Source organism: Streptomyces sp. NPDC003393, assembly GCF_053589015.1.
Map to the genome: position 1 here is coordinate 54,709 of NZ_JBSFRB010000036.1, position 25,905 is coordinate 80,613.

The 25,905-nt window shown below is 71.7% G+C and carries 29 protein-coding genes and 1 pseudogene; 17 read left to right on the forward strand and 13 right to left on the reverse strand.

The features are described 5' to 3' along the window. The first annotated feature begins 73 nt into the window (after positions 1-73). Complete coding sequence (locus ACWDUZ_RS28530; protein WP_451634667.1) at positions 74-709, forward strand: RraA family protein; 636 nt, start codon at positions 74-76, stop codon at positions 707-709. 51 nt (positions 710-760) lie between these two features. On the opposite strand, the gene ACWDUZ_RS28535 is transcribed toward ACWDUZ_RS28530, so the two are convergent. Together ACWDUZ_RS28535 and ACWDUZ_RS28540 are read right to left on the reverse strand one after the other, a co-directional pair. Continuing rightward, positions 761-3,151 carry an ATP-binding cassette domain-containing protein gene (locus tag ACWDUZ_RS28535; protein WP_451634668.1) on the reverse strand — a complete coding sequence of 797 codons (2,391 nt, stop codon included), beginning with the start codon at positions 3,149-3,151 and terminating at the stop codon, positions 761-763. A 137-nt stretch (positions 3,152-3,288) separates the two neighbouring features. Further along, positions 3,289-3,642, reverse strand: a complete 354-nt coding sequence (locus ACWDUZ_RS28540) for a VOC family protein (protein WP_451634669.1) — start codon at positions 3,640-3,642, stop codon at positions 3,289-3,291. A gap of 378 nt (positions 3,643-4,020) precedes the next feature. On the opposite strand from ACWDUZ_RS28540, the gene ACWDUZ_RS28545 reads away from it, so the two are divergent. From ACWDUZ_RS28545 to ACWDUZ_RS28560, 4 genes are all read left to right on the forward strand, one after another. Continuing rightward, complete coding sequence (locus ACWDUZ_RS28545; RefSeq protein WP_451634670.1) at positions 4,021-4,599, forward strand: GNAT family N-acetyltransferase; 579 nt, start codon at positions 4,021-4,023, stop codon at positions 4,597-4,599. Between the two features lie 98 nt (positions 4,600-4,697). After that, complete coding sequence (locus ACWDUZ_RS28550; RefSeq protein ID WP_451634671.1) at positions 4,698-5,240, forward strand: helix-turn-helix domain-containing protein; 543 nt, start codon at positions 4,698-4,700, stop codon at positions 5,238-5,240. A gap of 77 nt (positions 5,241-5,317) precedes the next feature. Beyond that, positions 5,318-5,965 carry a hypothetical protein gene (locus tag ACWDUZ_RS28555; RefSeq protein ID WP_451634672.1) on the forward strand — a complete coding sequence of 216 codons (648 nt, stop codon included), beginning with the start codon at positions 5,318-5,320 and terminating at the stop codon, positions 5,963-5,965. Between the two features lie 132 nt (positions 5,966-6,097). Beyond that, complete coding sequence (locus ACWDUZ_RS28560; protein WP_451634703.1) at positions 6,098-6,442, forward strand: DUF2516 family protein; 345 nt, start codon at positions 6,098-6,100, stop codon at positions 6,440-6,442. 63 nt (positions 6,443-6,505) lie between these two features. On the opposite strand, the gene ACWDUZ_RS28565 is transcribed toward ACWDUZ_RS28560, so the two are convergent. The 3 genes from ACWDUZ_RS28565 to ACWDUZ_RS28575 form a co-directional block, all read right to left on the reverse strand. After that, on the reverse strand, positions 6,506-7,894 hold the full coding sequence (locus tag ACWDUZ_RS28565; protein WP_451634673.1) for a PP2C family protein-serine/threonine phosphatase: 1,389 nt from the start codon (positions 7,892-7,894) through the stop codon (positions 6,506-6,508). Positions 7,895-8,167: 273 nt separating this feature from the next. Further along, complete coding sequence (locus ACWDUZ_RS28570) at positions 8,168-9,277, reverse strand: NlpC/P60 family protein (RefSeq protein ID WP_451634674.1); 1,110 nt, start codon at positions 9,275-9,277, stop codon at positions 8,168-8,170. 184 nt (positions 9,278-9,461) lie between these two features. Beyond that, the gene (locus ACWDUZ_RS28575) at positions 9,462-10,247 is read right to left on the reverse strand and encodes a class I SAM-dependent methyltransferase (RefSeq protein ID WP_451634704.1); all 786 of its coding nucleotides are present in this window, start codon (positions 10,245-10,247) and stop codon (positions 9,462-9,464) included. A 321-nt stretch (positions 10,248-10,568) separates the two neighbouring features. Here ACWDUZ_RS28575 and mshA point away from each other — a divergent pair, with 321 nt between their 5' ends. Both mshA and ACWDUZ_RS28585 read left to right on the forward strand, forming a co-directional pair. Then, the gene (gene mshA, locus ACWDUZ_RS28580; RefSeq protein ID WP_451634675.1) at positions 10,569-11,942 is read left to right on the forward strand and encodes a D-inositol-3-phosphate glycosyltransferase; all 1,374 of its coding nucleotides are present in this window, start codon (positions 10,569-10,571) and stop codon (positions 11,940-11,942) included. Then, complete coding sequence (locus ACWDUZ_RS28585) at positions 11,935-12,435, forward strand: YbjN domain-containing protein (RefSeq protein ID WP_451634676.1); 501 nt, start codon at positions 11,935-11,937, stop codon at positions 12,433-12,435. The genes mshA and ACWDUZ_RS28585 overlap by 8 nt, the downstream gene beginning before the upstream one ends. Positions 12,436-12,520: 85 nt before the next feature. Here the strand turns inward: ACWDUZ_RS28585 and ACWDUZ_RS28590 are convergent, their stop codons facing one another. Continuing rightward, positions 12,521-13,375, reverse strand: coding sequence for an AraC family transcriptional regulator (locus ACWDUZ_RS28590; protein WP_451634677.1), 855 nt, complete (start codon positions 13,373-13,375; stop codon positions 12,521-12,523). Here ACWDUZ_RS28590 and ACWDUZ_RS28595 point away from each other — a divergent pair. After that, complete coding sequence (locus ACWDUZ_RS28595; protein WP_451634678.1) at positions 13,374-13,811, forward strand: DUF2000 family protein; 438 nt, start codon at positions 13,374-13,376, stop codon at positions 13,809-13,811. The genes ACWDUZ_RS28590 and ACWDUZ_RS28595 overlap by 2 nt on opposite strands. Before the next feature lie 90 nt (positions 13,812-13,901). On the opposite strand, the gene ACWDUZ_RS28600 is transcribed toward ACWDUZ_RS28595, so the two are convergent. Continuing rightward, positions 13,902-15,179, reverse strand: a complete 1,278-nt coding sequence (locus ACWDUZ_RS28600; protein WP_451634679.1) for an MDR family MFS transporter — start codon at positions 15,177-15,179, stop codon at positions 13,902-13,904. A 186-nt stretch (positions 15,180-15,365) separates the two neighbouring features. On the opposite strand from ACWDUZ_RS28600, the gene ACWDUZ_RS28605 reads away from it, so the two are divergent. Both ACWDUZ_RS28605 and ACWDUZ_RS28610 read left to right on the forward strand, forming a co-directional pair. Further along, on the forward strand, positions 15,366-16,127 hold the full coding sequence (locus ACWDUZ_RS28605; protein WP_451634680.1) for a phosphoglyceromutase: 762 nt from the start codon (positions 15,366-15,368) through the stop codon (positions 16,125-16,127). Positions 16,128-16,316: 189 nt separating this feature from the next. Beyond that, the gene (locus ACWDUZ_RS28610; RefSeq protein ID WP_451634681.1) at positions 16,317-16,643 is read left to right on the forward strand and encodes a hypothetical protein; all 327 of its coding nucleotides are present in this window, start codon (positions 16,317-16,319) and stop codon (positions 16,641-16,643) included. A gap of 7 nt (positions 16,644-16,650) precedes the next feature. Here ACWDUZ_RS28610 and ACWDUZ_RS28615 read toward each other — a convergent pair whose 3' ends face one another. Then, positions 16,651-16,881, reverse strand: coding sequence for a hypothetical protein (locus tag ACWDUZ_RS28615; protein ID WP_451634706.1), 231 nt, complete (start codon positions 16,879-16,881; stop codon positions 16,651-16,653). Here ACWDUZ_RS28615 and ACWDUZ_RS28620 point away from each other — a divergent pair. Next, entirely contained in the window at positions 16,792-17,187 is a 396-nt protein-coding gene (locus tag ACWDUZ_RS28620) for a DUF6928 family protein (RefSeq protein WP_451634682.1), read from the forward strand. The two genes, ACWDUZ_RS28615 and ACWDUZ_RS28620, sit on opposite strands and share 90 nt — an antisense overlap. Before the next feature lie 177 nt (positions 17,188-17,364). On the opposite strand, the gene ACWDUZ_RS28625 is transcribed toward ACWDUZ_RS28620, so the two are convergent. From ACWDUZ_RS28625 to phoU, 4 genes are all read right to left on the reverse strand, one after another. After that, positions 17,365-17,571 carry a hypothetical protein gene (locus ACWDUZ_RS28625; protein WP_451634683.1) on the reverse strand — a complete coding sequence of 69 codons (207 nt, stop codon included), beginning with the start codon at positions 17,569-17,571 and terminating at the stop codon, positions 17,365-17,367. Positions 17,572-17,806: 235 nt separating this feature from the next. Continuing rightward, entirely contained in the window at positions 17,807-18,304 is a 498-nt protein-coding gene (locus ACWDUZ_RS28630) for a lamin tail domain-containing protein (protein ID WP_451634684.1), read from the reverse strand. Between the two features lie 243 nt (positions 18,305-18,547). Continuing rightward, positions 18,548-18,703: a hypothetical protein gene (locus tag ACWDUZ_RS28635; RefSeq protein ID WP_451634685.1), complete on the reverse strand. Its 156-nt coding sequence runs from the start codon at positions 18,701-18,703 to the stop codon at positions 18,548-18,550. 97 nt (positions 18,704-18,800) lie between these two features. After that, positions 18,801-19,490, reverse strand: coding sequence for a phosphate signaling complex protein PhoU (gene phoU / locus ACWDUZ_RS28640; RefSeq protein ID WP_451634705.1), 690 nt, complete (start codon positions 19,488-19,490; stop codon positions 18,801-18,803). Positions 19,491-19,681: 191 nt separating this feature from the next. Between phoU and ACWDUZ_RS28645 the strand changes: the two genes are divergently transcribed. Both ACWDUZ_RS28645 and ACWDUZ_RS28650 read left to right on the forward strand, forming a co-directional pair. Next, positions 19,682-20,971, forward strand: a complete 1,290-nt coding sequence (locus tag ACWDUZ_RS28645) for a sensor histidine kinase (RefSeq protein WP_451634686.1) — start codon at positions 19,682-19,684, stop codon at positions 20,969-20,971. Then, positions 20,968-21,648 carry a response regulator gene (locus ACWDUZ_RS28650; protein WP_451634687.1) on the forward strand — a complete coding sequence of 227 codons (681 nt, stop codon included), beginning with the start codon at positions 20,968-20,970 and terminating at the stop codon, positions 21,646-21,648. The genes ACWDUZ_RS28645 and ACWDUZ_RS28650 overlap by 4 nt, the downstream gene beginning before the upstream one ends. Before the next feature lie 111 nt (positions 21,649-21,759). Here ACWDUZ_RS28650 and ACWDUZ_RS28655 read toward each other — a convergent pair. Then, a pseudogene (locus ACWDUZ_RS28655) lies at positions 21,760-22,317 on the reverse strand (copper chaperone PCu(A)C); the annotation flags it as partial. 800 nt (positions 22,318-23,117) lie between these two features. On the opposite strand from ACWDUZ_RS28655, the gene ACWDUZ_RS28660 reads away from it, so the two are divergent. The 4 genes from ACWDUZ_RS28660 to ACWDUZ_RS28675 all read left to right on the forward strand — a co-directional run bounded on the left by ACWDUZ_RS28660 (position 23,118) and on the right by ACWDUZ_RS28675 (position 25,798). After that, a complete protein-coding gene (locus ACWDUZ_RS28660; RefSeq protein ID WP_003953493.1) occupies positions 23,118-23,600 on the forward strand; it encodes a CarD family transcriptional regulator in 483 nt (160 codons plus the stop codon). A 427-nt stretch (positions 23,601-24,027) separates the two neighbouring features. Further along, entirely contained in the window at positions 24,028-24,816 is a 789-nt protein-coding gene (ispD, locus tag ACWDUZ_RS28665) for a 2-C-methyl-D-erythritol 4-phosphate cytidylyltransferase (protein WP_451634688.1), read from the forward strand. Further along, positions 24,806-25,330: a 2-C-methyl-D-erythritol 2,4-cyclodiphosphate synthase gene (ispF, locus tag ACWDUZ_RS28670; RefSeq protein ID WP_451634689.1), complete on the forward strand. Its 525-nt coding sequence runs from the start codon at positions 24,806-24,808 to the stop codon at positions 25,328-25,330. Before ispD ends, ispF begins: the two co-directional genes overlap by 11 nt. 63 nt (positions 25,331-25,393) lie before the next feature. Further along, positions 25,394-25,798, forward strand: coding sequence for a PPOX class F420-dependent oxidoreductase (locus tag ACWDUZ_RS28675; protein ID WP_451634690.1), 405 nt, complete (start codon positions 25,394-25,396; stop codon positions 25,796-25,798). Positions 25,799-25,905: the final 107 nt, after the last annotated feature.

A 25,905-nucleotide genomic window follows, 5' to 3' on the forward strand; every position in this document is an offset into this window, starting at 1 on the left:
CCGACCGCGGCCGCTCCGTGGTTCCGTGATGTCGGCGGCAGACCGAGCGGCCCCGGAGGCTAGGGTCGTCGACATGACCGAGTCCGCCGTCGTCGAAGCCCTCCGGGACGTATCCGTCACCACTCTCGCCGATCTGCTGGGGCGCGAGCAGGTCATGGACATCGGGATCCGACCGCTGTGGCAGCCGGTGCCACGCGTGGCCGGTCCGGCGTTCACCGTGCGCTGCCCGCCGGGGGACAATCTCATGCTGCACGCCGCCGTCCACCGCGCCGAACCCGGCTCGGTGATCGTCGTGGAGTCCGGCGACCTGGACTACGCGCTGGCCGGCGGCAACGTGTGCGCCGTGGCGCGGCGCAGGGGCGTCGCCGCCTTCGTCGCCGACGGCCTGATCCGCGATCTCGCCGAGGTGCGGGAGATGGGTTTCCCGGTCTTCGCCAGGGGCGTCATTCCGGTCCCGGGCGGCAAGTCTGTCGTGAGCCCGCTGAACCAGGTCGTGCGCTGCGGCGGGGTCCAGGTCGGCGCCGGGGACGTCGTGGTGGCCGACGAGGAGGGCGTGGTGACGGTGCCGGCCGCCCGTGCCGAGGAGATCCTGACGGCGGCTCACGCACAGCTCGTCAAGGAGGCGACGCAGACCCTGGACGAGTGGGAGAGCGCCCACCGGGCACGCATCGACAGGATCCTCGGCGAGCAGGGGTTCGAGGAGGGCTGAACCGCGGCCGGGCCGCGGACCTCCCCGAAACCCTGCCCGCGCACGGCGCGGTCAGGCGCCCACGTAGGCCGCGAGGTGTTCGCCGGTGAGGGTGGAGCGGGCGGTGACGAGGTCGGCGGGGGTGCCCTCGAAGACGATCCGGCCGCCGTCGTGGCCGGCGCCGGGGCCGAGGTCGATGATCCAGTCGGCGTGCGCCATGACCGCCTGGTGGTGTTCGACCACGATGACGGACTTGCCGGAGTCGACCAGGCGGTCGAGGAGGGCGAGCAGCTGTTCGACGTCGGCCAGGTGGAGGCCGGTCGTCGGTTCGTCCAGTACGTAGACGCCGCCCTTGTCGGCCATGTGCGTGGCCAGCTTCAGGCGCTGGCGTTCGCCGCCGGAGAGCGTGGTGAGCGGCTGGCCCAGGGTGAGGTAGCCCAGGCCGACGTCCGCCATGCGCTCCAGGATCCTGTGGGCGGCGGGAACTCGCGCCTCGCCCGCGGCGAAGAACTCCTCGGCCTCGGTCACCGGCATCGCCAGCACCTCCGCGATGTCCCGCCCGCCGAGGGTGTACTCCAGCACCGACGCCTGGAACCGCCTTCCCTCGCACTCCTCGCAGGTCGTCGCGACCCCGGCCATCATCGCCAGGTCGGTGTAGACGACCCCCGCGCCGTTGCAGTTCGGGCAGGCGCCCTCGGAGTTGGCGCTGAACAGCGCCGGCTTCACCCCGTTGGCCTTGGCGAACGCCTTGCGGATCGGCTCCAGGAGGCCGGTGTACGTCGCCGGGTTGCTGCGCCGCGAGCCGCGGATCGGGGTCTGGTCGACCGAGACGACGTCCGCGTCCGCCGGCATCGAGCCGTGCACCAGCGAGCTCTTGCCGGAACCGGCGACACCGGTGACCACGCAGAGCACGCCCAGCGGGATGTCGACGTCGACGTTCTGGAGGTTGTGCGTGCTCGCGCCGCGGATCTCCAGGGTGCCCGTCGGCTTGCGCACCGTGTCCTTCACCGACGCCCGGTCGTCGAGATGACGGCCGGTCAGGGTGCCGGCGGCCCGCAGGCCCTCGACGGTGCCCTCGAAGCAGACGGTGCCGCCCGCGGTGCCGGCGCCGGGGCCGAGGTCGACGACGTGGTCGGCGATCACGATGGCCTCCGGCTTGTGCTCCACGACCAGCACCGTGTTGCCCTTGTCGCGCAGGCGCAGCAACAGCTCGTTCATCCGCTGGATGTCGTGCGGGTGCAGCCCGATGGTGGGCTCGTCGAAGACGTACGTGACGTCGGTGAGGGACGAGCCGAGGTGGCGGATCATCTTCACGCGCTGGGCCTCGCCGCCCGACAGCGTGCCCGCCGGCCGGTCCAGCGAGAGATAGCCGAGGCCGATCTCCACGAACGAGTCGAGGGTGTGCCGCAGGGAGGCCAGGAGCGGGGCCACCGTCGGTTCGGACAGCGACCGTACCCACTCGGCCAGGTCGCTGATCTGCATCGCACACGCGTCGGCGATGCTGACGCCGTCGATCTTCGAGGACCGGGCCGCCTCGGTGAGCCGGGTGCCCTCGCAGTCGGGGCAGACGGTGAAGGTGACCGCACGGTCCACGAACGCCCGGATGTGCGGCTGCATGCCCTCCTTGTCCTTGGCGAGCATCGACTTCTGGATCCGCGGGATCAGGCCCTCGTACGTCATGTTGATGCCCGCGATCTTCATGCGGGTCGGTGGCTTGTGGAGGAAGTCCCGCAACTCCCGCTTGGTGAACTTCCGGATCGGCTTGTCCGGGTCGTACAGACCGGACTCGGTGTACAGCCGGTAGTTCCAGCCGCCGGTCTTGTAGCCGGGGATCGTCAGAGCTCCCTCGTTGAGGGAGAGCGAGTCGTCGTAGAGCTGGGAGAGGTCCAGGTCGGTGACCGTGCCACGGCCCTCGCAGCGCGGGCACATGCCGCCGGTGATGCTGAAGCTGCGCCGCTCCTTCAGCTGCTGCCCGCCGCGTTCCACGGTGACCGCGCCGGCACCGCTGATGGAGGCCACGTTGAAGGAGTAGGCCTTGGGCGAGCCGATGTGCGGCTCGCCGAGCCGGCTGAACAGGATGCGCAGCATGGCGTTGGCGTCGGTGGCGGTGCCGACCGTGGAACGCGGGTCGGCGCCCATCCGCTGCTGGTCGACGATGATCGCGGTGGTGAGCCCGTCGAGCACGTCGACCTCGGGGCGGGCCAGTGTCGGCATGAAGCCCTGGACGAAGGCGCTGTAGGTCTCGTTGATCAGCCGCTGCGACTCGGCGGCGATGGTGTCGAACACCAAGGAGCTCTTGCCCGAGCCGGAGACACCGGTGAACACGGTCAGCCGGCGCTTGGGGATCTCGACGTCGACGTCCTTGAGGTTGTTCTCGCGCGCGCCGTGCACGCGGATCAGATCATGGCTGTCGGCCGTGTGCGGTGCGGCCGACGGTGTGTCCGTCCTCGTGTCCCTGCTCATCGTGTCTCCATCCGCCCTTCACGCTCTGCACGGTCTGTGCCGGTTCCGCCCGCCCGATCCAACCAGACACGAGCGGGACGTTCGCCCTCTTCTTCTCCGGTCTTCTCCATGCGGCGCTTCTCGGCCGGCGGCCCCGCTCACTGGTCCTGGAGCAGCCCGAGGACGTTGCCGTCGGGGTCGGTGAAGGTCGCCACCAGGCGGCCGCCGCCGACGTCGTGCGCGGGCTCCTTCACGGTGCCGCCGGCGGCGGTCACCTCGGCCAGCTTGGTCTCGATGTCCGGCACATGCCAGTAGGTGACCGGCGAGGTCATGCCCTGCGGGCCGCCCGGCACCAGCCCGATGTGCTGGCCCGCGGCCTCGAAGCCGACGTAGTAGGGTGCGTCGGCCTGTGGCTGGACGCCGAGCAGGGCCGCGTAGACCTCCTTCGCCTTGGCCAGGTCGGACACGGGGTGCAGCACGGTCTTGATCCCCTGGGTGGGAGAGCTGGTCATGGTCACTCCTGTGGTCGTGGACCGGTCCTGTACCGGTCCTGTACCGGTCGTGGACCGGTCGTGGACGGGGCCGCCGGATCGGCGACAGCAGTCACGCTAGGCGCGGCCGGGCGGCCCGCGCTTCTCGAATCCTGACCGGTTCCCGGCCGGCCGGGCGTCCGCTGTGCCGGGCACCTGATGCGTGTGTTCGGTGGAGCGGCGTGAACCGCGGAAACACTGGCCGCGCCCTCGATCCGGCATGGCATGCTCGGGGCGGCGGACGCGCTCAGCGGTGTTTCCTCTGCCGGTTCGGGCTTCACTGCGCGCCGGCGGGGGTGCTGCTCCGGGACTGTCTGACGCTGCCGCGGGGCATGACGACGACGTCGGAGAAGGCTGGACATGAGTGAGCCGATCACAGTGGTCACAGCGGTGACCGGGCGACGCTATGCCGTCCGGGAAGCCGAACCCGATGACGAGCCGGCGATCTGGGCACTCCTCGAGGCCGGCACCGAGTACTTCGAAGCGGCCACCGGGCTCCCTCCGGAACCTGGTGACGTGCAGAGTCTCTACTACAGCCTGCCGCCCGGCGCCGACTGGCAGGACAAGCGCATCCTGGTGGTGACGGAGGAGCATCCGCACAGTGCCGGCCCCTCCGTCGCCGGAGTCGTCGACGTCGTACTGCGCTTCCCGTCGCTGGATGCCTGCTCCGTCGGCCTGTTCCTGCTGCGTCCGTCGCTGTGGGGCACCGGCCTCGGCCCCGCTCTGGCCGGGAGTCTTTTGGACCGAGCCGCCGCTTCGGGGATCCGGCGAGTGACGGCGACGGTTCCCTCGGGCTGGCAGCGGGGACGCCGCTTCCTGTCAGCGCTCTCCTTCACGCTCACCGCTTCCGCGCCGGCCGGAGAACAGACCGGCAACCGGAAGACCGGACCGAGAGAGCCGTCCGTGAACAAGGCCGAACTGCTTCTGGCCCGCGCGTAGTCCGAGCGGGTTCAGGGCCCGCCCCCTCGCGCTCGCCCCGCACACTCTTGCAAGCAGGGTGCTTGCAATTGTTAGCGGAGGTGGTGCAAGCTGGAGACATGGCATCGCTCAACGTCGGCAACCTCGGTGAGTACCTGCGCGAGCAGCGGCGCAACGCGCAGCTGTCGCTGCGGCAGCTCGCCGACGCCGCCGGGGTGTCCAATCCGTACCTGAGTCAGATCGAGCGCGGGCTGCGCAAGCCGAGCGCGGAGGTGCTGCAGCAGGTCGCCAAGGCGCTGCGGATCTCCGCCGAGACGCTGTACGTGCGGGCCGGCATCCTCGACGCCGAGCGGGACCGGGACGAGGTGGAGACGCGGGCCGTCATCCTCGCCGACCCCTCGCTCAACGAGCGGCAGAAGCAGGTGCTGCTGCAGATCTACGAGTCCTTCCGCAAGGAGAACGGTCTCGGGGCGGGCAGGACGGACGACGCCGAAGGCGGCGCCGGCCGTGACGAGGACACTCGCGCGGCCGGCGGCGGCAGTGGCGGCACCATACGGCCGGCCACCGTCCCCGAGCCGGACGGCGGCCACCCCGCCCCCGCCGAGCACCCACCCCGCACGTCCGGCGGCAACGACGCCGATCCGCGGCAGCCGGCCGGTTGATCCCGGGGCCCCGACGGCCGGCCCACCGCGGCACACCAAAACCCTCAGCCGAAAGCGATCCGGGAGGATCAGTCACGATGGCCATCACCGACGACCTGCGCAAGACACTCAGCGACCCGAAGCCGCTCTACTTCGCGGCGGGCACCGCGGACCTGGCCCTGCGGCAGGCCAAGAAGGTGCCCACCCTGGTGGACCAGCTGCGGGCCGAGGCGCCGGCCCGCATCGACGCCGTGCGCAACACCGACCCGCGCGCCGTCCAGGAGCGGGCCGCCGCCCGCGTGAAGGAGACCCAGGAGACCGTCCAGTCCAAGGTCACCGAGTTCTGGAGCTCCTTCGACTCGGACCTGAAGAAGTTCGGCACCAACCTCGACGCCGACCTGAAGAAGCTCGGTGAGACCGCCCAGGACCTCGCCCTGCGCGGGGTCGGTGTCGCCGCCGAGTACGCCGTGAAGGCCCGCGAGACCTACGAGAAGGTCGCCGAGCACGGCGAGCAGGCCGTGCGGACCTGGCGCGGCCAGGCCGCCGAGGGCATCGAGGACCTCGCCGAGGAGGTCGAGGAGCTCGCCGTCGCCGTCGAGCCCGAGGCGGACAAGCCTGCCGGGTCCGCCGGTGATGCCGGGTCCAAGGCCGCTCCGGCCGCCAGGAAGGCCCCGGCGAAGAAGGCTCCGGCCCCGCGCAGGACCACGACCACCACCGCCAGGAAGACCACGCCGCCCGCCAAGTAGGCCGGGGTCGGGCAGAGACATGCGTCACCCGTCCGGGCGACAGGTGTACGGGCCGGGCACCCTTGGGGTGTCCGGCCCGTTGTCCGGGTACGGTGGCCGCGTAGGAGTCGGAGAGAACGGGCGGTGGACGGCATGCTGATGTTGGGCTTCGCGGGGTTCCTGGGGATTTTGAAGATCCTCCTGATGGCCCTGGCCGCGTTCGGGCTCTTCGACGCGGCGATCCGGCGGGAGGACGCGTTCCGCGCGGCCGACAAGCAGAACAAGGTGTTCTGGCTGATCATCCTGGGCCTGGCGCTCGTCGTGAGCTACCTGTTCTCGATCTTCATGTTCCTGCCGGTCATCGGCGCGATCGCCAGCATCGTCTACATCGTGGACGTGCGGCCCGCGCTCAAGCAGGTCTCCGGCGGCAGAGGCTGGGGAGGGCGCCGCGGCAGCAGCAGCGACGGTCCGTACGGGCCGTACAACGGCGGCCGGTGAGCCGACCGTCGGTCAACCGGGCGGCGCCCGGGTCGCGGTCGCCTTGGGCCTGCGCCTCAGGCCCTACGGCTCGCGGTCCAGCAGGACCAGCGCCACGTCGTCCGTGAGCTCGCCGCCGTTGAGCTCGCGAGCCTCGTTCACCGCCTCCCGCAGCAGCTCCTCGCGGCGCAGGCCCTGGGCGAACTGGCGATCGACCATCTCCAGCATGCCGTCCTGGCCCAGCCGCTCGCCCTCCGTGCCGACCCGGCCCTCGATCAGGCCGTCGGTGTAGAGCATCAGACTCCACTCGGCGCCCAGCTCCACCTGGGTCCGGGGCCAGCGGGCGCCGGGCAGCAGGCCGAGGGCGGGTCCGTTGTTGTCGTACGGCAGCAGCCGGGCCGGCCGGCCCGGCGTGATGACCAGCGGGGACGGGTGGCCGGCCAGGCACAGGCCCGCGCGGCGCCCGTCGGGCGCGATGTCCACCGTGCACAGCGTCGCGAAGATCTCGTCGTCCGCGCGCTCGTGCTCCAGCACCTGCTGGAGTGTGTTCAGCAGCTCGTCGCCGCACAGGCCCGCCAGGGTCAGCGCCCGCCAGGCGATACGCAGCTCCACGCCGAGCGCCGCCTCGTCGGGACCGTGCCCGCAGACGTCGCCGATCATGGCGTGCACGGTGCCGTCCGGGGTGCGCACGGCGTCGTAGAAGTCGCCGCCGAGCAGCGCGCGCGAACGGCCCGGCCGGTAGCGGGCCGCGAAGTGCAGCATGGACCCGTCCAGCAGGGGCGTGGGCAGCAGGCCGCGCTCCAGGCGGCGGTTCTCCTGCGCGCGCAGCCTGCCCTCGGCGAGCCGGCGCTCGGCGGTGTCGGAGCGCTTGCGCTCCACCGCGTAGCGGATCGCCCGGCTCAGCAGGCGCCCGTCCAGCTCGTCGCGGAACAGGTAGTCCTGGGCGCCGACCCGGACCGCCTGGGCGCCGCGCTCGGCGTCGCCGGACGTGGTGAGCGCCAGCACGGCGTGCCGGGGCGCGAGCTCCAGGACATGCTTCAGCACGGCGAGCTCGTCGTCGTCACCCGAGCCCGACCCGCCGGACGCGCCGTGCCGGCCGGGGGCCGGCAGCGCGAGGTCCAGCAGGATGCAGTGGACGTCGTCCGTGAGCAGCCGCTCCGCCTCGGTGAGGTTGCGGGCGGTGCGGACACGGATCGGCTTGCCGGCCGAGTCGAGCAGTTCGGGCACGAACGGCCGGCCGCCGGGATCGTCCTCGATCAGCAGCAGCGTGAGATTGGTGCTGTGGGTGAGGTGCGTGCTGTGGGTGCTGGTATGGCCGCTGTGGCGGTTGTCCTTCTCGACCGTCGATTCCTTCGGCTTCGTGGCTTCCCGGTGCGGAGCCGGTGCCGCGGAGGAGCCGCCGTCGAACACGGTCTGCGCCTGACCGCTCTCCGCGGCCGGGATCGCTCGCTGCCGCGGTACGGGCACGGGCATGGTCCTGAATCCTTCCCTCCCCCCGAGGGCGTGGTGGGTACGGGGAACCGCCCCACCGCTGGGGACCATAGCGGTAGTCGGCGCCGCATTGGAATGGTGTGAGGCGCGTCGCTCCGGCTTCGGCCACTGGCATATGCCGCGATCCGTACCGGAGTTGGACAGCGTGCCACCGCAAGGGGAATGACGAAGCTCACGTCCACCGCGGGTTTGATCTCAAGGCCGGGTGGGGTGAGTCACATGGCGCAGGTCACCGGGACCCGACGGCCGGAAGTCTCAGCCCCCGTCCGGCCGTACGACCCCGAGGATCGGCATCTCACCGGCTCCCGCGAGAGTCACCGTCCGCCCGGGGCGCGGGGCGTGGATGATCGTGCCGTCCCCGACGTACATCGCGACATGGCTGGCGTCGTCGAAGTAGATGATCAGATCGCCCGGACGCATGTCCTTGAGGTCCACGTGCCTGAGCCGCTTCCACTGCTCCTGCGAGGTGCGCGGGATGGGCCGGCCGGCGGCCGCCCAGGCCTGCGAGGTCAGCCCGGAGCAGTCGAACGTCTTCGGTCCCTCGGCGCCCCACTCGTACGGCTTGCCGATCTGGGCCGTGGCGAACTTCACCGCGCTGCGCCCCGCCGCTGAGGCCTTGCCGTGGACCTCCTTGAGGATCCCGGTGTCCAGCCAGGCGGTCTGCGCCCGCCGGGCGGCCTGCTTCTCCAGTTGCGCCAGACGCTCGCGCTGCCGCTTCTCCAGCCTGGCCTGGAGCTTCTCCGCCTCCTTGATCCGCAGCTGGATCCGCTTCTTCGCCTTGGCCTTCTCCTTGCGGTTGGCCTCCAACTGCTCCCAGCGGCCTTCGGCGTCGTCGGCGTACTGCTCCAAGTCCTGCTGGGTACGGGTCATTTCCCGCATCAGGCCGTCGGCCGCGTGCTCGCCCTCCAGCACCCGGCCGACCCCGTCGAGGAAGCTCTGCGGGTCGTCACTGAGCATCAGCTGGGCCTGCGGCGGCAGTCCGCCCGTGCGGTACTGGGCGCGGGCCGCCGCGCCGGCCCGGTCCTTCAGCCGGTCCAGCTTCTTCTGCCCGGTGACGATCTTCCGGGCCAGGTCGACGATCTCGGCGGACTGCTTCTTGCTCTTCTCCTCGGCGGCGTTGTACGCGTCCGTGGCGACGGCCGCGTCGTGGTACAGGGTGTCCAGCTTGGTGCGGACGGCGTCCAGGTCCTTGTCGAGTCCGTCCGCGACGCGATCGTCCGAGGCGGAGGACGGCGAGGCGGTGGGCGTCGGACGCGGGGTGGGCTGTCGCGCGTTCGCGAAGGCCGTGCCCGGTGCTCCCAGCACGGTGAGCGCGCAGACCACGGTCACGGCCGCCGCGAGCGCACTTCGCCTGCCCCGTCCCATATCCAGCCCCCAACTGATTATCCGTCAGTAACTTACGTCGCCTGAGGGATCGTGCCATGCATCCGCCCGGAGCGACAGAGGCCGGGCGGCACTGGGCGGGCCTGCTCGGCCCTCCCGCCCGCACCGCGACCGGCGCCCTTCCCGCCTGTGTGACGAACGACTCCCGAAGATCGTTCCCCGCAGGTCAGCCGCGCGGCGCCAACGCCTGCCAGGTCACCGTCACTTCACCCTGACGCCAGCGCCCCGGCCCGTCCGTCACCGGCCAGTCGGCCGCGAGGTCGCGCACCGCCCGCATCCAGCGCTGACGGGCGCCGTAGGAGGCGTAGGGCGCGGCGGCCGCCCAGGCGCGGTCGAAGTCCCGCAGGAACGCGTGCACCGGCTCGCCGGGGACGTTGCGGTGGATGAGCGCCTTGGGGAGGCGTTCGGCGAGGTCCGAGGGGCGGTGCAGGGAGCCGAGACGGGTGGCGAAGGTGACCGTGCGGGGGCCTTCCGGACCGAGTGCGACCCACACGTGCCGTCGGCCGATCTCGTCGCAGGTGCCCTCGACGAGCAGGCCGCCGCGCGAGTGTCCGTCGGCCGGGGCCAGCCGCGCGCACAGCCGCTCCCAGGCGGCGGCGACCTCGCCCTCGTCGTACTGCCGCAGCACGTTCGCCGCGCGGATGAGCTGCGGGCGGCGCGGGACGGGCACCTCGAAGCCGCCGTGCCGGAAGACGAGCCCGTCGCGCTCGTAGGGCCGGGCCGCCGCCACTCGGGCCGGCTCGATCTCGACGCCCACCACGCGCGCGCGAGGAGCGACGGTGCGCAGCCGGTGCAGCAGCTCGACCGCCGTCCACGGGGCGGCGCCGTAGCCGAGGTCGACGGCCACCGGGTCCGCGGCGCGGCGCAGCTCGGCGCCGTGCACGGCCGCGATCCAGCGGTCCATGCGGCGCAGCCGGTTGGGGTTGGTCGTCCCGCGCGTCACCGTGCCCACCACGGGGGTCCCCCCGCTCGGGCGAAGCCGAGGACGGGGCAGGGCTGCGGCGCGGGATGTCATGGATACGAGGGTATGGGGGCACTCGGTGTCCGATGTGCACGATCCGTACGCCACGTGACGCAGACCACGCTCCTCGCCGGACCGGCGGAACCCGGCGAGCGCGGCGCACCCCTCCGCGTCGAACGGTTGAGCGGGTCCGAGTAATGATTGAGTAAAGGGTCCGGTGGTGGAAATGGACCCGCGACCTGGTGCGTTGGCTGTTGACGGGGCGCGACGCGTCCCTCGTCCCGGCACAGCGGCAGCAAGGAGGAACGCCACGTGAGCCAGTACGTCAGCAGGCTCGGGCGGCGCTCTCCGGCAGCGCCCGCCCGGCTACGGCTGCACCGTCGGCCCCGGCGCGTCGCCATGCTCTCCGTGCACACCTCCCCGCTGCACCAGCCCGGTACGGGCGACGCCGGCGGCATGAACGTCTACATCGTGGAGCTCGCCCAGCGCCTGGCCGCGCTCGACATCGAGGTGGAGGTGTTCACCCGGGCGACCGAGGGCGGCCTTCCGCCCGCCGTCCAGCTCGCCCCCGGCGTCCTCGTCCGCCATGTCGACGCCGGCCCCTACGAGGGCCTGGCCAAGGAGGACCTGCCGGCGCAGCTGTGCGCCTTCACCCACGGCGTGATGCAGGCCTGGGCGGGCCACCGCCCCGGCCACTACGACCTGGTGCACTCGCACTACTGGCTCTCCGGCCATGTCGGCTGGCTCGCCGCGCAACGCTGGGGCGTGCCCCTGGTGCACGCCATGCACACCATGGCCAAGGTCAAGAACGCCAACCTGGCGGCCGGCGACACGCCCGAGCCGGCCGCCCGCGTCATCGGCGAGACCCAGATCGTCGCCGCCGCCGACCGGCTGATCGCCAACACCGACGAGGAGGCCGAGGAGCTGGTACGGCACTACGGTGCCGACCCGGCCAAGGTCGCCGTGGTCCACCCCGGTGTGAACCTCTCCCGCTTCCGCCCCTTCCCCACCGGCACCGGCGCCTTCTGCCCGCAGGACGCGCGCACCGCCCGTACCGCCGCCCGCGAGCGGCTCGGGCTGCCCCGGGACGCCCTGATCCCGCTCTTCGCCGGTCGCATCCAGCCGCTCAAGGCCCCCGACGTGCTGCTGCGGGCCGTGGGCATCCTCCTGGACGAACGGCCCGAGCTGCGCTCGCGGATCGTCGTCCCCGTCGTGGGCGGCCCCAGCGGCAGCGGCCTGGCCAAGCCGGAGGGCCTGCAGAAGCTGGCGGCCCGGCTCGGCATCGCCGACGTCGTACGGTTCCACCCGCCCGTCGGGCAGGACCGGCTCGCCGACTGGTTCCGGGCCGCGTCCGTGCTGGTCATGCCCTCCTACAGCGAGTCGTTCGGCCTGGTCGCGATCGAGGCGCAGGCCGCCGGGACGCCGGTGCTGGCGGCGGCGGTCGGCGGCCTGCCGGTGGCCGTGCGGGACGGCGAGACCGGATTCCTCGTCCAGGGCCACGATCCGGCCGCCTACGCGCGGATCCTGGGCGGCTTCGCCGACGACCCGGGGCGCCCGGAGCGGATGGGCGCCGCCGCCGCCCGGCACGCGCGCTCCTTCGGCTGGGACGCCTCCGCGGCGGCCACGGCCGAGGTGTACACGGCCGCGTTGCAGGCGCGTCGTCGCGTACGCTCCCAGCATGGGTGATGTGGAAAAGGCCGGTCAGACCCTCGAGGCCGTCTTCGAGGACGCCGAGCTGGAATGGGAGAGTCCCGAGCCCGGGAACTACGTGGTCAAGCTCCCCGGCACCCGCAAGCTCTCCACGACGGTCTCGTTCCTGGTGGGCCGTCACTCCCTGTCGCTGAACGCCTTCGTCGTCCGCCACCCCGACGAGAACGAGGCGGGCGTCCACCGCTGGCTGCTGGAGCGCAACCTCAAGATGTACGGCGTCGCCTACGCCGTCGACCGGCTCGGCGACGTCTACGCCACCGCCCGGCTGCCGCTGGCGTCCGTCACCCCCGAGGAGATCGACCGGCTCCTCGGCCAGGTCCTCGAGGCCGCCGACGGCGCCTTCAACACCCTGCTGGAGCTGGGCTTCGCCTCCGCGATCCGCCGGGAGTACGCCTGGCGCGTGTCGCGCGGCGAATCCACCCGGAACCTCGAGGCGTTCGCGCACCTGACGCAGCGTCCGGCCGACTGACGTCCGGCCACTGACATCGATGCGACTGGCGTCCGGCCCACTGACGTCCGGCCGGCCGAGGTCCGGCTGACGGCGCCCGATCCACTCAGTCTTCCGGACCGCGTCGGTAACGTCCCGGCGTGACCCCCACCAGCCGCTTGAAGTGCCGGGTGAGGTGGGCCTGGTCGTAGAACCCGGCCGCCGACGCGACCTCGCCCGGTGGCAGTCCGTCCAGCAGCAGCCGCCGGGCCCGGCCGACCCGGCGCGACATCAGGTACTGGTGCGGCGCGATGCCGTACGCGCCGCTGAACGCCCTTACCAGATGGGCGGGATGGGCGTGCAGCAGCCGCGCGGCCTCCTCCAGCGAGGCACCGGCCACCACCCGCGCGTCGAGCAGTTCCCGCAGCCGCCGGGCCAGCACCGGGTCGCGCCGCCGGGAAGCCGCTTCGGACCGGCGCCGCAGATGACCGCGCAGCCGCTCCCCGACGAGCGTCAGCCGGCTCTCCGCCTCCAGCTCGTCGCCCGGGCGGCCGAGCGCGGAGTGCAGCTGGCCGACCCGCCGCCGCAGCAGCGGGTCGCGCAGGTCCGGCCCGTCCACGGCCGCCCCGATCAGCTCCTCGCCCAAGTGGCTGCTGTCGAGGTACACCACCCGCTTGCGGAAGCCGTCGGGGGTGGCCGGGGAGCCGTTGTGCGGCACGTGCGGCGGAAGCAGCGAAACGGTGTCGTGCGGCGTGCCGTGCTCGTGCCGGTCCAGGTCGTACCGCACGGCCCCGTCGTCCACGATCAGCAGCGTCCAGGCGTCGTGGACGTGCATGGGGTAGGCGTACTCGGTGAAGTGGGCGTGGAAGACCTCCACGACACCCGGGACGCGCGGGCGCCAGGCGGAGACTTCGGACGGGACGGCGGCCACGCAAAGAACGTACAAGACCCGGTGTCCGGCCGCCGGGCAGTCTCGTCCCATGAACACCGAACCGACCGCCGGACCCGTCCGCTTCGACACCAAGATCGCCGTACTGCTCCGCGAGGACCTGGAGCCCTGGCAGCGTCTGAATGTCACCGCGTTCCTGGTCAGCGGCCTCGGCACGGCCGTCCCGGAGGTGATCGGCGAGCCGTACGAGGACGCCGACGAGGTGGCGTACCTGCCGATGTTCCGCCAGCCGGTCCTGGTCTTCGAGGGCACGAAGGAGACGCTGACGGCGGCGCACGGCAAAGCCCTGTCCCGGGCCCTCCCGCGGGCCGTGTTCACGTCCGATCTCTTCGCCACGGGCAACGACCGCGACAACCGCGCGGCCGTCCGGGCGGTGGCGACCGCCGACCTGGACCTGGTGGGACTGGCGGTGTACGGCCCGAGGAACGCGGTGGACAAGGTGCTCAAGGGGGCGCGGATGCACCCGTAGGCGGCCCAGGGCCGGAAGGGGACCCGGGGTACGGGGCGCGGGACGCGCCGGTGGACGCCCTTGGGCGCCCGCCGGCCCTGCCGTGGCGGCTCAGGCCGCGCTGACCTCGGGCTTGGCGGGGCCTGCCGTCGCCTCGGCGGCGGTCGTCTCCGCCGCCGTGTCCTCCTGGGCGGGCAGGCGTCGCATCAGGGCCCCGTACCCGATCCCGGCCGCCGTGCCGACGGCCGCGCAGGAGCCCCACAGCCACCCGGCGCCGAGGTGGTCGATGATCGTGCCGGACATCAGCGGCGCGACGAGGGCGGCGACGGACCAGGACAGGGTGTACACGCCCTGGTAGCGGCCGCGACCGTGCACCGGGGACAGCCGGACGACGAGCCCGGTCTGGGTCGGCGCGTTGATCATCTCGCCGAGGGTCCAGACGCAGACGGTGAGCGCGAAGACGCCGACCGACCCGGCGAAGGCGGTGAGCCCGAACCCGTACCCGGCCAGTATCGACGAGACGACCAGCAGCCGCTTGGGATCCCGGCGCTCGATGAGCCGGGTGACCGGGATCTGGAGGGCGACGATCAGGATGCCGTTGACCGCGATCGCCATGCCGTAGTCGGCGGGCGTGAACCCGGCCCGGCCCATGGCGACGGGCAGACCGACCGACCCCTGCTGGAAGACGAGCGCGACCAGGAAGGACAGGGAGACGACACCCATGAACCGCCGGTCGCGCACCACGGTCCCCAGGCCGACGTCCTGCTTGGCTTCCCGTACCGCGGGGCCGGACGGCCGGGACTCGGGCAGCCTGAGAAAGACCACGACGGCGCAGACGGCCGTCATCCCCGCCTCGATCAGGAAGCCGGCGAGGTAGCTGAACTCGGCGATGAAGCCGGCCGCCATGGAGGAGACGGCGAAGCCGAGGTTGATCGCCCAGTAGTTCAGCGAGAACGCCCGTACCCGGTCCTGGGGTCTGACGATGTCGGCCATCATCGCCTGCACGGCGGGGCGCGAGGCGTTGGACGCCATGCCGACGAGGAAGGCGACGGCGGCGATCGCGACGGGGTCGCGCACGAACCCGAGCAGCGCGACGAAGACCGCGGTGGAGGACTGGGCGACGAGCAGGGTGGGCCGCCGCCCCAGCCGGTCGGCCATCACGCCGCCGGCGAGAGAGGAGACGACCCCGCCGAGCCCGTGCAGGGAGGCGACGAGACCGGCGTAGGAGGCGGAGTAACCGCGGTCGAGCGTCAGGTACAGCGCCATGAACGTGGCGACGAAGGCGCCGAGCCGGTTGACCAGGGTGCTGGTCCACAGCCACCAGAACTCGCGGGGCAACCCGGAGACGGTCTCGCGGGCGGCACGTCTGAAACGTGCGGCGGACGACATGGAGGGACCCCCCGGAAGTAAGCGGCTCAAGCGGTGGGCACAACTTACGAGGGAGGGTCGCCGAAAGGCCACTCGATTAACAGAACCAGTCAACTGACGAGGCGCTGGACAGCCCGCCGGACCGGGCCCTGTCCGCCTGCCGGGCACCGGAGCAGGGCGCCGAATGCGTGGATTAGGCTCATAGACATGGCCGACGCACCGTACAAGCTGATTCTCCTCCGCCACGGCGAGAGCGAGTGGAACGCGAAGAACCTGTTCACCGGCTGGGTGGACGTCAACCTCAACGACAAGGGCGAGAAGGAGGCGGTCCGCGGCGGTGAGCTGCTGAAGGAGGCCGGCCTGCTCCCGGACGTGGTCCACACGTCCGTCCAGAAGCGCGCGATCCGCACGGCCCAGCTCGCCCTGGAGGCCGCCGACCGCCACTGGATCCCGGTGCACCGCTCCTGGCGTCTGAACGAGCGCCACTACGGCGCCCTGCAGGGCAAGAACAAGGCGCAGACCCTGGAGGAGTTCGGCGAGGAGCAGTTCATGCTGTGGCGCCGCTCCTACGACACCCCGCCGCCGCCGCTGGCCCGCGACGACGAGTACTCCCAGTTCTCCGACCCGCGCTACGCGACCCTCCCGCCGGAGCTGCGCCCGCAGACGGAGTGCCTGAAGGACGTCGTCGCCCGCATGCTGCCGTACTGGTTCGACGCCATCGTCCCCGACCTCCTGACCGGCCGCACGGTCCTGGTCGCGGCCCACGGCAACAGCCTCCGCGCCCTGGTCAAGCACCTCGACCAGATCTCGGACGCCGACATTGCCGGCCTGAACATCCCCACCGGCATCCCGCTCTCCTACGAGCTCGACGCCGACTTCCGCCCCCTCAACCCCGGCGGCACCTACCTCGACCCGGAGGCAGCCGCAGCGGCGATCGAGGCGGTCAAGAACCAGGGCAAGAAGAAGTAGACGCCCCACGGCCAGGCCCCCGGCCCGCGGTTCTTCCGCTGACCGGGGGCCTTCGGTGTCCTGGACCTTCGCTGGGCGTACGAGTCCGTGGCGCAGTGGCCGCCAGTGACTGCGGAGTCCACCTCACCGAGGGGTGAACACGTGTTCCGCGCGGGAACCGTGGGGCTCACCGCGGCGTCTGGTTGCATCATGAAGGGCGATATCAGGGGCTGTGCCGGATTCCTGTGGGCCGCCGTGGGGGCGGCCACCGCGGTGCTCGCGTGGGCGCCGCTGGCGAGAGTCAGCATCGAGGGCGGCTTCGAAGGCCAACGTCGTGACCTGAGTGTCCTCTACGTCGACCTTCCGCTCATCGCCGTGGGCGGTGCTCTTCTGCCTCTTGCGACCTGGCTGCTGACGTCGCGCTGGGTCACCCGTCCGTGGATCGCGGCCCTGGCAACCGCTGCCGCGCTGGCCGCGGGGGTATGGGGACTGACCCTGGGCTGGCAGCCGTACGAAGGCCCCGAGGCCGTCTACTAGCCGTGAGCTAGAGGCCGTCGCGCTCGATGAGTGAGCCATCAGGGCCGAGGGAGAAGAGGCGCGGTGGGTCCATGGCTTCCACGACCCTTTGCAACGCCACTTCCCGCTCCACGGGGTCGGGGCCGTGCGGGTCCCGGACCCGGAATCCGTGCAGTCGGATGCTGTCCGCGTCGATGTCGTCCGGCTCGGGACGGCCCTCCCGGACGGGGACGAAGATCCGTACCCACTGCCGTTCCACCCCCTGGAACTGGGCGAGGACGCGCTACGCGCACTCTGTGGCTTCGTACTGGTGGCGGTGGCGGCGCCTGTGAGGCCGAGTCCGGCGAGGGCTGCCGTGGCGGTGTCGGCGGCGACGATGCGTCGAATACGCGTGTGGTTTCCCTTTCATTCGGGTGACGGCGCTGTCGGGTGCGGGCGGTCACGCGACCCGGAGGACGCCGTGGAACGAAGAGATGTTTCGGTCGGCTGGGTGGCCTCCGCGGTGTTCCGGAGAGGGAGCCGCGACCGGTCCAAAGCGCGCGTCCGCAGGAAAAGGTGCAGGTGACGAGCACGGGCACGGCGGAGCCGATCGGCGGGTGCATGGTGCCGGTCGGCTCCCGGCCGACGGGGTCGGCCTTGGCCCGGACGGGTCGGTGGAGCGGCGTGACCTGTGCTGGACCTCCTGCTTCGTCTCCACGCCGGGTGCACCGGCCGGGCTCTCGCCCAGCCATGTGCCGACCGGTCACGTGATCGCCGACATGGTCCCGTTCGGCAGCGCGCAGGCGTAGCCGGCGTACGGGCGTGCGACGAGCTGTCCGCCGGCGGCCGTGCAGTCGTCCACGGAGATGTGCGGAGACGAGGCGTCTGCGGCGCTCGCGACGCCGACGGCACTCACGCCGGCGAGGGTTGCCGCGGCCAGGGCGAGGCCCAGGATTCTTCGCACGCGCATGTTCTCCTCCTCTCAGGCGCCTTCGTTCGGCCCTCGGGAAGGACAAGTCTCGAGACGACGGCGCCTTCCGACTCAGGATGAGCGCTCCTCGGAGAGACCGCGAGGCGAGAGGGCGGGGCAAGGCGCCGGGGCACGGGAGGGCCCCCTCTCCCGGTGCTCGTCGGGAGAGGGGGCCGGCGCGTCGCTGGTCGTGGTCGGTTCGGGTGCTGGTGCTGACGGTAGGTCAGCGTTGGTGTCAGCGGCGGTGGTTGTCGCGGTTGCCGTGGCGGCTGTCGCCCCAGCTGACGTGGTCGACGACGCGGCGGTGGTCGTTGCGCAGGGTGGCCGTGTCGGCGTGCCGGTCCCAGATCGGGGTGCGGCGGTCCTGGTAGAGGTCGGTGCGGGTGTCGCGGCCGTAGCCGGTGTGGACGCGGACCGTGGCGTGGCCGCCGAGGCGGTAGTGGTGGAACCTGAACGTGTGGCCCTGCCGGTCGGACAGCGTCCAGCCGCTCAGGTTGACGCTGCGGCGGGTGTTGTTGGTGATCTCCACCCATTCCCCGTTGAGCGCCCGGTTGGAGCGGTGGTCGCGTGCCTGGCGGTCGAGGTGCACGCCGCTGATCTCGACGCTCTGGCGGTGCGAGCGCGAGTGGTGGTCGGCCGCGGACGCCGGCAGCGCCGTCACTCCGATCAGCGCTGCGGCCGTGGCGGCGGCGGCGGTCAGGCGGCGGGCGGTCACAGATGCGGAAGCGGACACAGGCTCTCCTGCTGAGTGTGCGTAGTCCGAGTGGCGGCCGGGGTGGACGCCATGCGCACAGCCTGTCCGTCGGGCCGACATACCCGGGTGTTCCACGCGCTGTGTTACCAATTGCGGACGTTTCCGTGACGTTCACGACAGATGTGATGGAGATGGATGAATGTCGGATTTATGGTCTCTGGTATGACACAGGGTCCCGGCGCGGTGCCGGGACCCTGTGTTCCCTGTGCTCCGTCTCGTCGGTCAGCCGCACTGGCAGGGGCCGCCGGACTGGCAGCCGCAGCCGCAGCCCGAGCCGCAGCCGCAGGCCGCGACCAGCGGCAGGCTCCTGGTCTCGGCGGGCTGCTCGGTGTCGCGGTCCTGTGTGGGGTCGGGCACGGTGCTGGGGGATTCGGCCATAAGTCCCTCCTCTAGGCAGACGCCTGTGCCCATTCCATGCCCGTTCCGCCGGGCGCATCAACGGCGCACAGGGGCTCGTGCGCGCCCGGTCCGAGGGCTACGCGCCCTCGATGCCGGTCACCGGCTGGATGTCCGGCTGGATGTCGTCGGCGTGTTCGCCCGTGACCAGGTAGACCACCCGCTTGGCCACCGCCACCGCGTGGTCGGCGTAGCGCTCGTAGTAACGGCCGAGGAGAGTGACGTCCACCGCCGTCTCGATGCCGTGCTTCCAGCGGTCGTCGATCAGGTGCTGGAAGAGCGTGCGGTGCAGCAGATCCATCTCGTCGTCGTCCTGTTCCAGCTGGAGGGCCAGGTCGACGTCCTTGGTCACGATCACCTCGGCCGCCTTCGCCATCAGGCGCTGCGCGAGCTGGCCCATCTCCAGGATGGTGGCGTGCAGGTCGTCCGGGACCGCGCGCTCCGGGAAGCGCAGCCGGGCCAGCTTGGCGACGTGCTGGGCCAGGTCGCCCGAGCGTTCCAGGTCGGCGGACATCCGCAGGGAGGTGACGACGATCCTCAGGTCCGTCGCCACCGGCTGCTGCCGGGCCAGCAGCGCGATGGCCCGGGCCTCCAGATCGTGCTGGAGGTCGTCGACCTTCTGGTCCGCCTCGATCACGCTCTCGGCCAGCTTCAGGTCGGAGTCGAGGATGGCCGTCGTGGCGCGTCCGATCGCCGACCCGACCAGCCGGGCCATCTCCACCAGTCCGTCGCCGATCGAGTCCAGTTCCTCGTGGTACGCGTCCCGCATCTCCGGTTCCCTCTCGTCCGTCTTCGTCGGGGCTGCCTGACCCTCACGCTCCCACGGTCGGGTCCCCACGCGTCCGTTTCCGTCACCCCGGATGAACCGGTACCGGCCCCCAGGTGAACTCTGGGCGACGAGTGTCCGAGGTCGCATTCCGAGGCTGTGGGCAAGTCGTACCCCGTGCCTAACCTTGAGGCATGGACGTGAACGCGGCGGTCGCCGCAGCGGCAGCGATCGCCGGAGTGCTCACCGGCGTCATCGCCATGCTGGCGTTCCGCTTCAGCGAGCGTGAGCAGAAGCGTCCGACGCGCACCTCGACGCATGCCGATCCGGTGCTCCCGCCCGGCGTGGACACCGTCCTGTCGGTCCTGCGTTCCTCGGCCGTGGTCCTCGACGAGGCCGACGCCGTCGTCAAGGCCAGCTCCGCCGCCTACGCCCTCGGGCTCGTGCGCGGCGGCACGCTCTCCGTCGAGCCCATGCTCCAGATGGCCCGGGACACCCGGCGGGACGGGGAGATACGGCAGACCGAGCTGGACCTGCCCCGGCGCGGCACCGGGCGCGGAGAGGCCCTGGCCGTCTCCGCTCGGGTCGCCCCGCTCGGGTCGCGGCTGGTGCTGCTGCTGGTCGAGGACCTGACCGAGGCCCGCCGCATCGAGGCCGTACGGCGCGACTTCGTCGCCAATGTGAGCCACGAGCTGAAGACACCCGTCGGCGCGCTCTCCCTGCTCTCCGAGGCGGTCATGGACGCCTCCGACGACCCCGAGGCCGTGCAGCGCTTCGCCGGGCGCATGCAGATCGAGGCGACCCGGCTCACCAACCTGGTGCAGGAGCTCATCGACCTCTCGCGGGTGCAGAACGACGACCCGCTGGAGGACGCCGAGCCCGTCCGCGTCGACGAACTCGTCGCCGAGGCCGTCGACCGCTGCCGCCACCAGGCAGGCACCAAGCAGATCACCATGGCCGCCGCCGGGGCCGCGGACCTGCGGGTGTGGGGCAACCGCGGCCAGCTCGCCGCCGCGCTCGGCAACCTCGTCGAGAACGCCGTCAACTACTCCCCGGCCCGCACCCGCGTCGGCATCGCCGCCCGCCGGACCACCGCGCCGGGCGGAGACCTCATCGAGATCGCCGTGACCGACCAGGGCATAGGCATCTCCGACAAGGACAAGGAGCGCATCTTCGAGCGCTTCTACCGCGTCGACCCGGCCCGCTCACGTGCCACCGGCGGTACCGGCCTGGGTCTCGCGATCGTGAAGCACGTGGTCGCCTCGCACGGCGGGGAGGTCACGGTGTGGAGCGCCGAGGGACAGGGCTCCACCTTCACGCTGCGGCTGCCGGAGGCGGCGGCGGGCCGACGGGCCCGCGACCGCGAGCGTGCCGAGCAGCAGCACTTCGATCCCGCCTTCGACGACGAGGCCGGGCAGTCCCGCGCACAGTCATCACCCTCAACACCGAACGAACCGCTTCCCGCCCCGGAGGTCCTTCCGTGACCCGAGTGCTCGTCGTCGAGGACGAGGAGTCCTTCTCCGACGCCCTGTCGTACATGCTCCGCAAGGAGGGCTTCGAGGTCGCCGTCGCGGCCACCGGGCCCGACGGACTCGACGAGTTCGAGCGCAACGGCGCCGACCTCGTCCTCCTCGACCTGATGCTGCCGGGGCTGCCCGGTACGGAGGTGTGCCGCCAGCTGCGCGGCCGCTCCAACGTCCCCGTGATCATGGTGACCGCCAAGGACAGCGAGATAGACAAGGTCGTCGGCCTGGAGATAGGGGCCGACGACTACGTGACCAAGCCCTTCTCCTCGCGCGAGCTCGTCGCCCGTATCCGCGCGGTGCTGCGCAGGCGCGGCGAGCCGGAGGAGGTCGTTCCGGCGGCCTTGGAGGCCGGTCCGGTCCGCATGGACGTCGACCGGCACGTGGTCACGGTCGCCGGTTCCAAGGTCGACCTGCCGCTGAAGGAGTTCGACCTGCTGGAGATGCTGCTGCGCAACGCCGGTCGCGTGCTGACCCGCATGCAGCTCATCGACCGTGTCTGGGGCGCCGACTACGTGGGCGACACCAAGACCCTCGACGTCCACGTCAAGCGCCTGCGCGCCAAGATCGAGCCGGACCCGGGCGCGCCGCGCTTCCTGGTGACGGTGCGGGGGCTGGGCTACAAGTTCGAGCCGTGAGCCGCGTGCGCCTGCGCGTGACAGGCGCCGGTCACGGCGACGGGCGGCGGCCTCGGCAGAGAGACCGCCGCCCGTCGGCGTGCCGGGGACGGGTCAGCCGGCGGTGTCGGGGGAGGTGCTCGCCGTCGCTTCGGCGGTGGCACCCGGAGCGGCCGGGATGTTGCTCGGGCCCCACTTGTCGAAGTAGCTCTGGGCCGGGACGACGAAGGCGCGCAGGCTCACGTCGCCGGCCTTGCTGAAGCTGAACGTGATCTTCTGGGCGTTGCCGTCCTGCACGGACGAGCCGAGGTCGGGCAGCGCGGCGGAGGCGTTGCCCTTGCCGCCGAGCACCACCGAGCCGCCGGCCGGGATGGTCAGCTTGCCGCTGCCCGGAGCAGGCGTGATCTGGGCGGTGCCGTCGCCGTCGACGCGGACGGCGTCCAGCGTCTGAGGGTCGCTCCCGTTGTTGAAGAGGGTCACCGAGACGACGGCCGGACCCTTGGTCTGCGTGCCGGGCTGGGTGATGATCAGCGCGTTCTGGACCTTGATGTCACCGACGGTGGTCGCCGCGTTGTCCGGCTTGACCTGGAGTGTCTGGGCATCGTTGCCGGCGCCGCAGGCGGCGAGTGAGGCGATCGAGAACGCGATGGCGGCGGCGGCGAGGGCGCCGCGTCGAAGGCTGCTGCTCACGGCGGCGGCAACTCCTTGAACGTGGGCGGGTACAGAGCGGCTCATCGTAAAGCCGCCCTAAGCGTCTGTCAGCGGCCTTAGGTTACCGAGCCGTTCCCGCGGCCCCGCACCCGACCCGCCCCTCCGCGTCCGCGGGCATACGGACACCGCTCCCGCGCGGAGGCGTAGAGCGCTCTCAAATGCCTCCCCTCGTGCCCCTCTGTGCCTCTCCGCCCGCATTGGCCGGGAGATCGTCCGCCATTCGCGTAAGTGTCCCCCCGCAAACCGGCGGGCATACCCGCGGGCTTACCCCGTGACATAGCGGCCGTGAACCGTGCCCGTTCGCTCCCGGGCATTTCCGCGCGAGGGGAAGACGAAGGCGAAGGAAGAGGGGGGAAGACGGAAGGAAGGCAAGGAAGGCCGAGGGCGAGGCCGAAAGAATGCGCGAGACGGCTCGAAATTGATCACGATCGGACCGGCCGGCCGTTCCGGCGCGACCGTGATCAATTCCGGATTCGTCCCGGAGTCGCCCCTCGCTCACCGAACGGAGTAGCGGAAGTCGAGCACATGGAACCAGACAAAACGGGACGTTCGGCCGTTTGGGCGGGGCGCCCGGATGTGTGTAACGTACGCGTTTCACCCCGTGCGCAGAGCCCCTCCGACCTGCGAATACCTGCTTCCTCTTGGCCCGCCGGACCCTTCCGAAGCACGTCCCGGTTGCTGTTGTCAAGCCCCGAGATATGCCCTGACCTGCGAAAACGCCATTCAGAAGACGCCGTATCCGTGTTACCCTGGATAGCCACGGAAGGGGTACCTGTCACATGACGTTCAAGGTTGGCGACACCGTGGTCTATCCCCATCACGGGGCCGCGCTGATCGAGGCCATCGAAACTCGCCAGATCAAAGGCGTGGACAAGACCTACTTGGTGCTGAAGGTCGCCCAGGGTGACCTGACGGTACGTGTGCCAGCGGACAATGCGGAGTTCGTCGGCGTGCGTGATGTGGTCGGTCAGGACGGGCTGGACCGGGTCTTCGAGGTGCTGCGCGCGCCGTACGCCGAGGAGCCCACGAACTGGTCGCGTCGATACAAGGCAAATCTGGAGAAGCTCGCCTCCGGCGATGTCATCAAGGTCGCGGAAGTCGTCCGTGACCTGTGGCGTCGCGAGCGCGAGCGCGGGCTCTCCGCCGGAGAGAAGCGCATGCTCGCCAAGGCCCGCCAGATCCTGGTGAGCGAGCTCGCCCTCGCGGAGAACACGAACGAGGACAAGGCCGAGGCGCTGCTCGACGAGGTCCTCGCGTCCTGACGCGAGGCGACGACGACAACTCGCCCTCCCAGTCCCACTCAGCACACCGAACATGCCGCCGTGCCCGATGACACGATTTCAGTCGCCGGGCGCTGCGGCATGTTGGTGCGCGGGTGGCCGCGGCGGTCGAGCGCTCGCGGCGGCCGTGCCGTCGGCCGCGACGCCGGGCCGGCGAACGCGCGGACACCACCCCGAGCGCTGGAACTCACGCCATCCCACGTCACACGCATCGGGCGGTGGAACACCTGCTGCTCGACCCACGCGCGTGACGTCCATGCCGTACGGCGGGGGAGGCTCCCCCGATACTGTGTGCCGGGCCCGGGCAGTCGACTCGACCGAGGTCACGGAAGGGTCCGGTCGAGGCTTCGCGCCCGGCACGGTGTGGCCATACCCATGCCGGGCCGGCAAACAAACCTGACAGGAACCGATGTCTGACGATTCGCGCCCTTCGCCCCCGGACGTCCAGCCCGGGACCTCCGTCGCCGCCGTGATCCCGGCCGCCGGCCGGGGCGTACGCCTCGGTCCCGGCGCCCCCAAGGCGCTCCGCACGCTGGGCGGCACCCCCATGCTCGTCCACGCGGTACGTGCCATGGCCGCCTCCCGCGCCGTCTCCCTGGTCGTCGTGGTCGCCCCGCCCGACGGCGCCGCCGAGGTCAAGTCGCTGCTCGACGCGCACGCGCTCCCCGGAGGCACCCCCGGCGGCAGCTGGGGGAGGACCGATTTCCTGGTCGTGCCCGGCGGGGAGTCCCGCCAGGAGTCCGTCCGACTCGGCCTGGAGGCGCTGCCGCCCGGTCATGACATCGTCCTCGTGCACGACGCCGCCCGCCCGCTGGTCCCGGTGGACACCGTCGACGCGGTCATCGAGGCCGTACGGGACGGGGCACCCGCCGTCGTACCGGCGCTGCCGCTCGCGGACACCGTCAAGCAGGTCGAGCCGGCCGCGGCTCCGGGAGAACCCGAACCGGTGGTCGCCACGCCCGACCGCGCTCTGCTGCGCGCCGTGCAGACCCCGCAGGGTTTCGACCGGGCCACGCTGGTGCGCGCCCACGCCACGGTCACGGACAACGTCACCGACGACGCGAGCATGGTCGAACAGCTCGGCGAGCGGGTCGTGGCCGTCCCCGGCCACGAGGAGGCCTTCAAGGTCACCCGCCCGCTGGACCTGGTCCTCGCCGAGGCGGTGCTCGCCCGCAGGAGGCTCAACGATGGCTACTGACACCCAGGGGGTACAGCCGCCGCAGCCCGCAGATCCGGTGCTGCCCCAGGTCGGCATCGGCACCGACATCCATGCCTTCGAGGACGGCCGCGACCTGTGGTGCGCGGGCCTGAAGTGGGAGGGCGAAGGGCCGGGCCTGGCCGGGCACTCCGACGCCGACGTGGTCGCGCACGCCGCGTGCAACGCGCTGTTCTCGGCCGCCGGGCTGGGCGACCTCGGCCGGCACTTCGGCACCGGGCGCCCCGAGTGGTCCGGTGCGTCCGGCGTCACGCTGCTGACGGAGGCCGCGCGGATCCTGCGTGAGGCGGGCTTCCGGATCGGGAACGTCGCCGTGCAGGTCGTCGGCCCCCGTCCGAAGATCGGCAAGCGGCGCGAAGAGGCGCAGAAGATCCTCTCCGAGGCGGCCGGCGCGCCGGTGTCCGTCTCCGGCGCCACGACGGACGGGCTCGGGTTCCCCGGCCGGGGCGAGGGCCTGATGGCGGTGGCCACGGCGCTCGTGGTGCGGGTGAGCTGACGGCGTGCGAGGGTACCCGCAGAGTGACAGCGACGACACCGAGCGAGGTCACGGAGGTACCCCATGCCCGCCGCCCTGTCCGACCGGATCAAGTCCCTGCTCGACGGTCCCGTCTTCGTCGTCCTCGGCACCGTCCAGCCCGACGGCAGCCCGCAGCTGTCCCCGGTGTGGGTGAAACGGGACGGCGACGACCTCCTCATCTCGACCACGGTCGACCGCCGCAAGAAGAAGAACCTCGACCGGGACGCGCGGGTCAGCATCGTCGTCGTCGACCCCGAGTCGCCCTACGAGTACGCCGAGATCCGCGGCACCGCCGAGCTGACCACGGAGGGCGGCCAGGACCTCATCGACGAGCTGAGCCTCAAGTACGCCGGCAAGAAGTACGCCGAGTTCAACCCGGCGTCCGCGCAGGACGCGGAGCGGGTGGTCGTCCGGGTCTCCCCGCGGAAGGTGGTCGGGCGGCTGTGACGCCCCTCGCCGGGGCGGGCCGCGGGCGTCCCGTGCCGGGGCGGGGCACAAAAGCGTGGCCGTGCGGGCAAGAGGGCGCGAGGCACTGCCCCCGGCCCACTACCCTG